This is a genomic window from Paenibacillus forsythiae T98, from assembly GCF_000520735.1.
GTDB lineage: Bacteria > Bacillota > Bacilli > Paenibacillales > Paenibacillaceae > Paenibacillus_AQ > Paenibacillus_AQ forsythiae.
On the sequence record NZ_ASSC01000063.1, the window covers coordinates 1 to 9,376 of the forward strand.

A 9,376-nucleotide genomic window follows, 5' to 3' on the forward strand; every position below is an offset into this window, starting at 1 on the left:
GAAATCCGCAGACAGCCTGATTCAATTAGCAAAAGGATTTTATTATGCCGCAGAAGAAAGGAATCAAAAAAAATTCGATTCGGTTGGCGAATTTTTGAATTACGTGTCGTTAGGCATCCCTAAAGGGATGTATCTAAGTTATGTGGAAAGAGCGAATAAGGCATTTGATTCACCAAACGACACAGCCAATTGGTTAACTTTCGGATTACATGGAACCCTTCGAGAAGCCATGGTTCCTGAGGACGCCTGGTCACCCGAGCATTGGTCGAATATCATTGGTACAGTAGGGTTTATAGAGGGAACCGGTTCATTCTTCAAGCCGAAGCCGGTATTGAAAAACACAGTCCCTAAAATCAAAAAAGCAGAATCATCCCAAGCTTTGAAGCCGGTGAAAGAGGTTGAGGGGACGGGTGATGGTGTTAGAAGATCTTTTAGAGAATCTACACAATCAGATAGAGAACTTGTTGACTCCCTAAGGAAAAAATATACTGCCGGAAAGAAAAGGAATGTTGCGGCGGTAAAAGGAAAAATAGATGGTGATGAAATAGATTTAGAAAGTGTTAGTGGAGAGTTTACAGACAATGATTACTTTAATAAAGGCAATTTTAAGCCCCCACAACCAGAGGATTATCATTATGAAGGCCCCATTAGTGAATTCACAAGTCATACTGAACAAAAAATTGTAGAATATTTAAGGCTCAAGTATAAAGATAAGGCTGATGTTAAGGGGAAAGTTGAAATTATTTCTGAAAGACCATATTGTGACAATTGTATTGATTTGGTTGATCAATTCCAGAAGGAATTTCCAAATGTCGAGGTAGTTCGTGTTGAAGTAATTCCAAAATAAAGGAGAATAATAATGAAATATTTAAATGAACTTGTTACCCAACTTCACAATGATAAAATTCCTATGATTCCGTGTACTAAGGACGAATTGAATGAAGTGAAGAAGTTGATAGGAAATAAAAAACTTCCTGAAGCATACATTGAATTTCTTGAAGTAATGGGAGGAGGAACAGAGCATACTTTTTTACGCGGAGAATCTTGTTATATTGACGAATTATTGGAATTAAATGAATGGGGAGCGGAATTACTAGAAGAAAATAATGTTCCATTGAAGCTTACCTCTAAGGATTTTGTATTTTGGATGAGTCAAGGGTGTATGTTTTGTTTCTTTAAACTAGATGAAGGTGAGAATCCTCCTGTATATTTTTATTCGGAAGGTAAGAAGAAAGATGGTTTCTATAAAATTACTGATACTTATACAGAATTTTTACAGCGCAGGTATATGAGAGATAAGTCTATTTTCCAAAAGAAAGATTAAAAGAAGTATCTGCGGATTACTATGGGTCTGTCAAGATTTCTGTGTAAACTTCAATGAATCCCCCCCGAGGGGGGATTTTGCGTTTCTAACGCAGCTGTAGTACGCACCGGAAGCATGATCCTTGAAGCGGGCCAGGAGTGCTACGGCCTTACTGCGGTTTCGTTCGAACATGGAATCATCCACAATGAACACGGCGCTGGTTCGAGGTCAACTTGGCCACGCGCTGCACGGTATCGCTGCTAAGCGCGGACAGAAATCTCTGCCAGGCATAGCCGCTGTGATTCGGAAAACGGTAAACGGCGTCTTTTCCGGGGAGCGATTCACGTCTTGCGCTTTCCAGCAAGCGAAACCCGTTTTTCTGGTGAAAAATAGAACAAACACAAGTTGAAACAACGACGCGCAGGAGTATCCGAAATCCTTGCGAAATCCCGCCTGTCTTAGGTGTTTCAGGACGCCCAGTTCCTGAAACACCTGGCAAGCCAGTTATGAGCACCACATGGCTCAGCAGCCGAAGCAAAAGAAATTGAAGCCAATTCAGATGCGGTTTACGGATATTCCCCAAAAAAAGGATCTCCATTAGATAAGTTTGGGATAGATTGGACTGATCCAAAGCAAGTTACTTCTGCAAGAACTAAGAGAATGGAATATATACAAAATATGGAGAAAAGGAAAATAAAACTTGAGAATGAAGTTGCTAAACTTCAAAGCGAAGGAATGTCAATTGAAGATATTGCTAGAATGAAGGTAGAACAACGTAATTCTGACAGAATGCAATCCAGCAATGGATGTGCTTACAGGATTATATAAACAATAGGAGGATTCAAATTAATGTTTGAAGAGAAACAACATCAAAATATTAAGTGGTTCTTAAGTGGAGATTTAAAATTACGCCAACAGGATTTTGGAGATGGAAGAATGGGCATTTGGGTTTCGATTCATGAATTCAATGTTTGTTTTACAATGATCATGTATGATTTTATTGAATGGTGTCGGGAGCTGGATATAGATTTAGAGGTTAATATGAAGTGGAATAATTATAGGGGGTTTGTAATTGAGAGTAAGGATCAGGCGTTAGTTAGATCAGAAATAAAAAGATTCATAGATGTAAATAATTTGAATCCTGGTGAAGATGATGAGAAATTTTCTAAAGATGAGTGGTATTCATAATATAATGTGATATATTTTCCATTGAAAGTGTTGTGATGAAGGCTACGGGTCTGTCAAGATTTTTGTGTAAACTTATTTCAATAGAATCCCCCCGAGGGGGGATTTTACGTTTCTACCGCAAGTGGTCGCCGACCCGATCCGGGAAGAAGACGGAGAGCTGTAGCAGCATCTGCCCCCAGTTTTGGACGCGGCCGGTCCATTTTCAGGTGACATCCATCGTCGCGAGGTAGAGCATTTTGAGCAGGGCTTCGTCCGTTGGGAAAATGCTCTTTCCCTTCGTTACTTTACGAAGCTGCCGGTGATAGCTCTCAATCATATTGGTCGTGTAAATGAGCTTTCGAATCTCCGGCGGATACTTGAAAAAGGTCGCGAGCTCCTCCCAATGAAGTCGCCGCAACGGTGCTGCAAGCTACCGGCGCGGAGTCCCCTTTATTTATTGATTCAATGTACTGACACCACGCATTCAACGTGGGATGAGTGCTGACGGTAAAATTACCTAAGATGTGCCTGTATTCACATCTATTTTATGCTCAGACCTTCATTGGATTGAAATCATCAATTCATAGAAATATTTGGATTCATGAGACTTATTAAGACTATACCAGGCATCTAATGTTTTTGAAGAAAACACACCCAGGGCTCTCAAGACGTGTACAGAAAATTCTAACGGAGCTATTCCAGATGCAGTGATCAGTTTTCCATCAGTTACAGCAGACTCCATTTTGTAATACTTTTCGCCCGTGTAAGTGGGACAGATCATTTTAAGGTATTCCAGATCATTGCTTGTATGCAGACGTGAATTCAGCAATCCTGTCTGGGCAAGTGCCATTGTAGCACCACAAATCGCTGCAACCAATACACCTTCCTTTAAACACTTCTGGGCGATTTTTAAAATGGGTTGGTGAATGGTTTCTGTCCATGTATCTCCACCGGGTAAAATCAATGTATCTGTGCTTTCAATACTGCACTCATCCAGTTTGATATCAGGCAGTATTGTAAGTCCGCCCATTGTAGTCACAGGAGTTTTTTCAATTCCCACGGTAACTATTTTTGATGGGGCCAGCCCTTTTTTATAATATCTTCCCGAGTTCAGTTCGGCAGTTAAGTAACCTATTTCCCAGTCTGACATTGTGTCAAACACATAAAGATATACCGTATTATTCATTTGCAAGTTCTCCTTAGTTTTACAATTCATCAAGTGATACCAACCATTCACCGGTAATCAATGATTATCATTATAATAAAATAGCTTCACTGACATCTGCTGTCAGTGAAGCTATTAAAGTTGATAATATTCTATTAACTCCGACGCAACAGCAACAAGTTTTTCTTTCAAACTCTGTGGTTCGATTACTTGAATGGATTTCCCGTAGGATAGGAGAAAATAAGGGACATATGTATGAATTGATTTTTCCTCAAGTAAAAAGATTGCTTGATTTGATGTCCGCTCTTTCAAATGATGCCCCAAAAACCAATGCAGGCATAAGTCATCCAATGCATCTGACCTGCCTCCGATAATTAAAGAAATTAACCCGTCCTTACCCACTAAATCAGGTAACAGATTTTGCATAAAAAATTCACGGGGCGAAAAGGCTTCGGGACGCTTAAATATGATTTGAGTACGCTTGATTTGTAGAATCCGGTCTGCCCGAAAGGTGCGGATCTCATTCCTTAGGTGGCAAAATGCAACAGTATACCATTTATTGTTCCAGTAAACCATTCCATAGGGGTCTATCACCCTATTCTTGGGTTGTTCTTCATGGCTTGTGCGATAATCAATTTCTACAGAGAATTCGTTTGCTACTGCCTGTTCCAATTCCGCCAATACCGGCTGAATAAAAGGGCCTCCCATGCGGTTTATAACTTCAAACCCGGCTAAATGACAGCTAAGTATACTTTCCTGCTCCTGATTCGAATACATTTTCAATTTTGATGTCGCATTGCCTAATGCCTCGCTCAAAGGGTATCCGGCTTCTTTTGCAAAAACAGCAGCATGAAGGAGTGCCTTTTTTTCTTCAATATCAAATAGCAGAGGTGCTCTGATAAAATTATTCAGCAAGCTATACCCTCCATTATGACCTGTATCGGATATTATAGGCACTCCACTGGCACATAGTGCATCAATATACCGGTAAACTGTCCTTATATTTATCTCTAACTTTTCGGATATTTGTTTTGCAGTCATTTTTACGCCCGAATTCAGCATCCATAGAATTGCCAGCATATTATCGTTTTTTGGCATAACATGAACCCTCATCTTTTATTAAGGATCGCAATAAATTATTAGCTTTGCGAATCGCCTGCATCCCTTTATTCTTCAATCTTTCAGCCTTTCAACTTGTTTAAACTAGCTTCTCCAACACATCTTCCCGATATATCCTTACCACACAGTCCACATGTGTGGGTTGCGTAAAATAGACAAGCTATGGCTTAAGTAATACTAGGAAACTTATACTAGAAAAAAATTATATCCTAGACATTAATAAACCGCTTTACAATCCCCTCCAAACTCGCTTTGACTTTGGATAAATCAACCAAATTGTTATATATCATTACAAAAGCACTTAAATTCTTCTTAGTAATAGCTTGATTATTAAATTTGCAACATTCATCCATAAAAGTAATTGATTGAAATTCTATCTGTTTATCATTAACCTTTAAGTGTTCCATGATATTCTTTGCAAAAGGGAGTGCTAGTTCCTCCTATATAAGTCGTTCTACAGAAACCACTTCTCTGCCTCATTCACATACACTTGTCCCTATTCTTTATAAAGCTCAACAGGAAGAGTAAATGAATAAAGTTTACCGAATCAAGGTCAGACTGTTCCTGTCAGTCGTAATCGTCAATCAAAATCGAAAGTTCCGGCAATCAATGTTGATAATTCAGCAGTGGAACGTCAATACCTAAACTAGTTAAGTTCTGATACATTCATTAATCGAGTTAAATTTGTCAACATAACCCTTATTTATTGCTTCCCAAAGGTATAAGGAAGCTACTGTGCCATACGGATGCCAATGTTTTGCTTTATCTGCCAAAATATTAATACCATCTTTATTTCCTTCATCATAATAAAGCCATTTGCATGCACGTTGAAGACCTGAATCCCCTAGAGCAACTATATCCAACCTACCTAATGAAAAAATTAAAAACATCTGAGCAGTCCACACACCAATACCTTTTACTTTTGTCAAAATAATGATTATCTCATCAGATGAATAATCATCTAAACTATTTAAATCCATTTCTCCTGATAAGACTTTCTCAGACAAATCTTTTATAAATGAAATCTTAGGCTTTGAAACACCTGCCTTTCGTAATTCTTCACTAGAAACAATATAAAGGGATTCGGGTCTAATTTTTCCACAAAGCACCTGCATTTTTGAATAAATCGTTCTTGCAGAACTTATGGATATTTGTTGACCGATAATTGACCGTACAAGTGCTTCAAATCGATTCTCACGTATCGCTATATTTAAGCATCCTACTAAAGATATTAACTTATTTATTCTGTCATCTTTCTTACTGAGTTCAATAATAATATCATCCGTGATTGTTAATGAAATTATATTATCCATAAGTTTCGCCCTCAAACAAATTTATAAGAAAAAAAGGCCTCCCGCTTTGGTTAGCCTTAATTTTTCAGCTTTAATCTGGTAGTTCATTATATTTTCTAATTTCTTCGATGCTAATGTTATCTGGCGATACCAACTCATAGTGTTTTTCCGTAACTTTTTTCACTTCATCTCCATCCAGAACAAACTCAAACATAGCTATCAAATTGCCGTTAATAAACTGTGTAGCAATCGCTCTGCAAATCAAATCAGGGTATTTGTGACGGCAAAGCAATATATCCTGTTCAATTTGAACAACACCAAGCTCATCATTACCACCTTTTGCCTGAACAGGAAAAACATATTGTTTCCCTTGCTTATCAATACCTACATAAATCTCATCTGTTTCAACTTGCCCAATCCCCGGAACAGTCGTTCTTAAGTGGTTTTGTAATGAGTAACATGTAACGCCTGTAAAAATATCTAATAACCTATTATATCTAACTTTTGTTAATAACGCTTGTTCATCTGATAGTGCGAATTTTTGTACGATACCCGGTGTAGCATCTGGAACTTTTACGCTTAATAACATAGTATCAGGTAAAATCCTTGCTACTCTTGTCGCCACAAAAGCATACTCTCCTCTACCAATATTCTTTATCACCCATTCCTTTCCAACGGGTGCTTTATTTATAATACTCATTGGAAGAGCGGTTCTGAATTTAAACGAATATATTACATCCCCTAAATTTTTCGGTAGCTTTATACCAAGTATTTCAGCGGTCGTTTCAAATTCTGAACGTTTAAATTCCACCCTCTCCATACCTTCACTATATTTCTCTTGAAAAATATAATCAACTATAGCCGAATACCTGTTCTCTGACTTTTCCTCATCCAAACCGCTCAGCCCCTCCTTATCCCTTCCAAGTTAGTACTACTACTTCTTCACGAAGCTGTTCTTTTGTTACTGTTGAGAGCCTAGTCCTAAATAAATCAATTCTATCTACTTGGTAACCTAGTGAGTTTGCAATATCTGCAATTATTTCACCAGTTTTAATCAACACTCTGAAATAAGATGCTTGGTCACCCACTACATATGCTAATCTTGCACCCGGCCTAAGAATAGTTTTCATTGATTCAAGATGCTTGGCAATACCACCAAAATATAATTCTACCACACGGTGATAATACTTCTCAAAACCTGATGTTTTTCCTAGTTCAATTCTTTTGTCCTCAATCATCTGACTTACATTTTTGACCAATTCATTATTTTCAACCCATATTTCATCATTATCGCTAACATAGACATTTCTTGTATTTGACCGCAAGAGCCGTTCTTTATTGCGTCGCAAATCGCTTTTCTCTTTAATAAAACCTAGGATTACTGATTCTAGTCTAGTTGTCCTAGTATAATCCTTTTCATTTGGATATGGCGGTGAAGTAATAATTGCATCAACTGATTCTTTTGGTATAAGCGCATTAATATTTCTTGCGTCTCCAAGAATTACCTCGGATTTTATCGCGGATAGTTCTTTAAATTGTTTAATATCCCGTACCATAGTCTCAATTTGTTCAAACCATAAACCAACTACGTCAGCGTCAGTCTTTTTTATTCGACTTACCCCGACTTCCGGACCAAACTTAAGATTGCTATATGAAAAAACTATTTGTTTAGCAAGTGAAATTAAAAGATGGTCTGTAAGTTCTTTATCTTTGTATCTAAGAATTATCTCTAACAATATGAGTGTTTTGTGTAACGGGATTTGACTAATTGAATTACTAATAATAAGCTTTTCTTGTGATTCTGTTAGTGTTTTATATTCTGAATTATAATTTTGTATTGTGCGTTCTGCTTCCTCAGCGACGGTTCTAGATAAGTCAAGCAACCTATCTTCGTTAATAGACCAGTTCGTTTTTACTTTTGAAGCAAGATGGGCAATTTGGTTAGCTTCAATACCTATTGATTTAATCCCAGACTTTTTACATTCAACAATTGTTGTTCCCGTTCCACAAAAAGGGTCTAATACAGTGTGTGTTTGATTCATTCCAAAATCAACCAAATAGTTCCTGACTAAATGGGGCGGATATGACAGAACAAATCTGTACCATTCATGAACGGGGAAGTCTTCTTCATAAAGCCTATTTAGTTCTATCCCGTTTTTATTTTGTTTTGTATACGACATAAAAATCCTTCCCTATAACTAACTTAGTTGAATATTAATTATTTGCTATACCAGTGTACCATATTATGCTTTATTTTGAACTTACCAGTTTTTTATCATAAAATGTGCGTACAACACCATTTCAGAAAAATTTGGTACGGAGCGAATGAGGGTAAACTCTGCTGCGGCAACAAAAAGCAATTCATTCGGCAGGGGGTAGGTCTCTGCTGAAAATCAATTCAATTTATTAGTAGGGTACATCATTCAAAAACTTCTTGTTACATGAGGATAAGTTATGAATTTGGTCTAATTTAAAGCCTAACTTGCCTTCTACACACAATAAAGAGCCGCCCTCGCTTGGGTGGCTCTGCCTATATTGACGAAAGTGAATGGATAGTCATTCCCAACACACATGAACCTCTCATTAATTGCGAACAGTTTGAAGCCGTTCAGGAGAAAATAAAACAAAGGGCTACTCGAGTGTTCAGGGGCAGGGGGCGCAAATCGTTATTCGCGAGGGTTGCTTTCTGTGCAGACTGTGGAGCAGGAATGAACTTCAAGAATGACCGTCAGTCATACGTCTGTTCGACCTATCAAAAGAACACTTCAAAAAAGTGTTCCTCACATATCATCAAACATGACGCTCTAAAACAAGTTGTACTAGCCAATCTGAAAGACCTGATTGATAACTCACTTAACATGCAATCGTTAGTTGACGTAACAATCCAACGAGCAGGAATTAAGAAAAATAGTGCCGTTAAGGAACTTGAATAGGTACAGCATGAAATTAGCAAACTGGATAAAGAACTTGTTCAGCTTACGAGGAAATGGACGAGCGAAGATATTGATAAGGAGATGTTCAACGCTTGCTGTGGGGCGGTCAAGAACGAACGTCAGTCATTAGAGGAAAGAACGGCTCGGCTTCAAACTGAAATCGCCCACGAACACGATACAGAATCACGAGTAACAGCGTTTAAAGCGGAGTTAATGAAGTTCGCCGCGTTAGAAGTAAGCAACGAGGAAATCCTGAGGGATATGATTCACAAAATGATTAACCGTGTGGAAGTTCATAAAGACGGTTCAATCGAAATCAGTTATAACTTCCAAAACCCATTAAAGAAAGGGGCGTAGCCTATTTAGGCTCGCCCCTCCATTCCATCCATAATACGCA

9 protein-coding genes and 2 pseudogenes are annotated in these 9,376 nt (G+C 38.1%); 4 read left to right on the forward strand and 7 right to left on the reverse strand.

Features of this window, described 5'->3' with window-relative positions; translation table 11 throughout:
* Window positions 1-847, forward strand: an 847-nt coding sequence (locus L692_RS33385) for a deaminase domain-containing protein (protein WP_025696820.1), incomplete at its 5' end; no start/stop codon positions are given.
* Window positions 848-859: 12 nt separating this feature from the next.
* The gene (locus L692_RS0102250) at window positions 860-1,324 is read left to right on the forward strand and encodes an SMI1/KNR4 family protein (protein ID WP_025696822.1); all 465 of its coding nucleotides are present in this window, start codon (window positions 860-862) and stop codon (window positions 1,322-1,324) included.
* A gap of 84 nt (window positions 1,325-1,408) precedes the next feature.
* Here L692_RS0102250 and L692_RS30990 read toward each other — a convergent pair.
* Window positions 1,409-1,807: pseudogene (locus tag L692_RS30990) on the reverse strand (IS4 family transposase); the annotation flags it as partial.
* 345 nt (window positions 1,808-2,152) lie between these two features.
* Here L692_RS30990 and L692_RS0102265 point away from each other — a divergent pair.
* Window positions 2,153-2,491 carry a hypothetical protein gene (locus L692_RS0102265; RefSeq protein ID WP_025696826.1) on the forward strand — a complete coding sequence of 113 codons (339 nt, stop codon included), beginning with the start codon at window positions 2,153-2,155 and terminating at the stop codon, window positions 2,489-2,491.
* Window positions 2,492-2,603: 112 nt separating this feature from the next.
* On the opposite strand, the pseudogene L692_RS0102270 reads toward L692_RS0102265, so the two are convergent.
* The 6 genes and pseudogenes from L692_RS0102270 to L692_RS0102305 form a co-directional block, all read right to left on the reverse strand.
* Window positions 2,604-2,876, reverse strand: a pseudogene (locus tag L692_RS0102270) (transposase); the annotation flags it as partial.
* Window positions 2,877-3,029: 153 nt separating this feature from the next.
* Window positions 3,030-3,656 (reverse strand): type 1 glutamine amidotransferase family protein, encoded by a 627-nt coding sequence (locus tag L692_RS0102275; protein WP_025696829.1) that lies wholly within the window; start codon window positions 3,654-3,656, stop codon window positions 3,030-3,032.
* 114 nt (window positions 3,657-3,770) lie between these two features.
* Window positions 3,771-4,733 (reverse strand): helix-turn-helix transcriptional regulator, encoded by a 963-nt coding sequence (locus tag L692_RS0102280; RefSeq protein ID WP_025696831.1) that lies wholly within the window; start codon window positions 4,731-4,733, stop codon window positions 3,771-3,773.
* A gap of 671 nt (window positions 4,734-5,404) precedes the next feature.
* Window positions 5,405-6,067 (reverse strand): DNA-3-methyladenine glycosylase family protein, encoded by a 663-nt coding sequence (locus L692_RS0102295; protein ID WP_025696833.1) that lies wholly within the window; start codon window positions 6,065-6,067, stop codon window positions 5,405-5,407.
* A gap of 70 nt (window positions 6,068-6,137) precedes the next feature.
* Window positions 6,138-6,941 (reverse strand): hypothetical protein, encoded by an 804-nt coding sequence (locus L692_RS0102300; RefSeq protein WP_036721511.1) that lies wholly within the window; start codon window positions 6,939-6,941, stop codon window positions 6,138-6,140.
* A gap of 16 nt (window positions 6,942-6,957) precedes the next feature.
* Window positions 6,958-8,226, reverse strand: a complete 1,269-nt coding sequence (locus L692_RS0102305; RefSeq protein WP_025696836.1) for a DNA methyltransferase — start codon at window positions 8,224-8,226, stop codon at window positions 6,958-6,960.
* Between the two features lie 336 nt (window positions 8,227-8,562).
* On the opposite strand from L692_RS0102305, the gene L692_RS33955 reads away from it, so the two are divergent.
* The gene (locus tag L692_RS33955; protein ID WP_025696838.1) at window positions 8,563-8,979 is read left to right on the forward strand and encodes a recombinase zinc beta ribbon domain-containing protein; all 417 of its coding nucleotides are present in this window, start codon (window positions 8,563-8,565) and stop codon (window positions 8,977-8,979) included.
* The last annotated feature ends 397 nt before the right edge of the window (window positions 8,980-9,376 follow it).